The 1,076-nt window shown below is 54.5% G+C and carries 2 protein-coding genes; both read right to left on the bottom strand.

Annotation, left to right across the window (positions count from 1 at the left end; genetic code table 11):
• A partial coding sequence (locus AC1D00_RS42480) for a hypothetical protein (protein WP_477014832.1) occupies nt 1-309 on the bottom strand: 309 nt, incomplete at its 3' end.
• 501 nt (nt 310-810) lie between these two features.
• A partial coding sequence (locus tag AC1D00_RS42475; protein ID WP_477014831.1) for a DUF2721 domain-containing protein occupies nt 811-1,076 on the bottom strand: 266 nt, incomplete at its 5' end.

Here is a 1,076-nt window from a genome sequence, read left to right as displayed (position 1 = left end):
CAACTGTACATTCGATGTCATGATGTCGTCTGCACACTTCGCAACCATATGGATGACATTACCCTCTTCCTTCCGCCGGTTGATGGTGCATGTAGACATTTGGCCGCGTATTCTATCTGCCTCCAGGATGAACCCGCTGCCGTACTGATCAGAATCTTTACGAAAGGAAATCGCGCCGTCCTTTTTGACGAAGACCTTGCTGCAGGCAGACGGATCAGTAGCCCAATAGCCCGTTATTTCGAATGCTCCCACTGGAACTCCCGCGATGAAAAACAATGTAGAGGCCGCGACGACTGCTCTCGATTTCATCTGACTCTCCTCGCAATGCAATGTTGCCATTACGTTTTCGTTACGTTTCGCTACTGGCCTGGCTGAGCGCGAGGGCTGGGCCAATCGGACCGCAGGTTGTTTGGGTTATTCCGATCGAATAAGTCCTGCCTTAAGAGACCACTCGGCCGAGGCCCAATCGAAAGCGGGATTCTTCCGGCTTCGTAGGCTGGTGAGACGACGCCGATTGGCCGGACGACGCAATGGGCAGGATAGCTTACATACTGACAGTAAACTACAGCACTTGCCCGTTGAGTACTGGCAGCGAGTCCAACCATCAGAGATACTGGCAACGCGATTGATCGCTTCATCTTTCTGCTCCCATACCGCTGCACTCTCATAATTAGTCTACGAGTCTGTCAGCTTGATCCTCCCGGGCTGTAGTCCGATGGACGTCGAGCTCATTGTTAGCTGTTACGTCCTATTGGTCACCCGCAGGCTTGCGATGCTATAAAAACGGGTGGAATAAGCCTCCGACACGCGTCAGCCGTAGTGATCAAACTCGCTCAACGCAATTCTTACCTCGCGGGCAAAATCGACCAGCGATACCGTGAAAGCGGCGAGGGCGGCCATGAACAGGGTGGCCACACCGCGCTCGTGTTGAATTGCAAAGAAGGCGCTCATGAACGCGACGATCACGAGCACCGTTATCGTGATGCTGCTGATGACGGCCCAGAAGATCGCCCGGTTCAGCATCGCGGTGCGCCGCATCAGGCGGGGAAGATCGGCCTTGAGCCGTTGTTTGGCGG

The organism is Bradyrhizobium sp. P2_E8, assembly GCF_056403875.1.
Note: the sequence above shows the minus strand (reverse complement) of the source record. Positions and strands in the feature narration are given on the sequence as shown.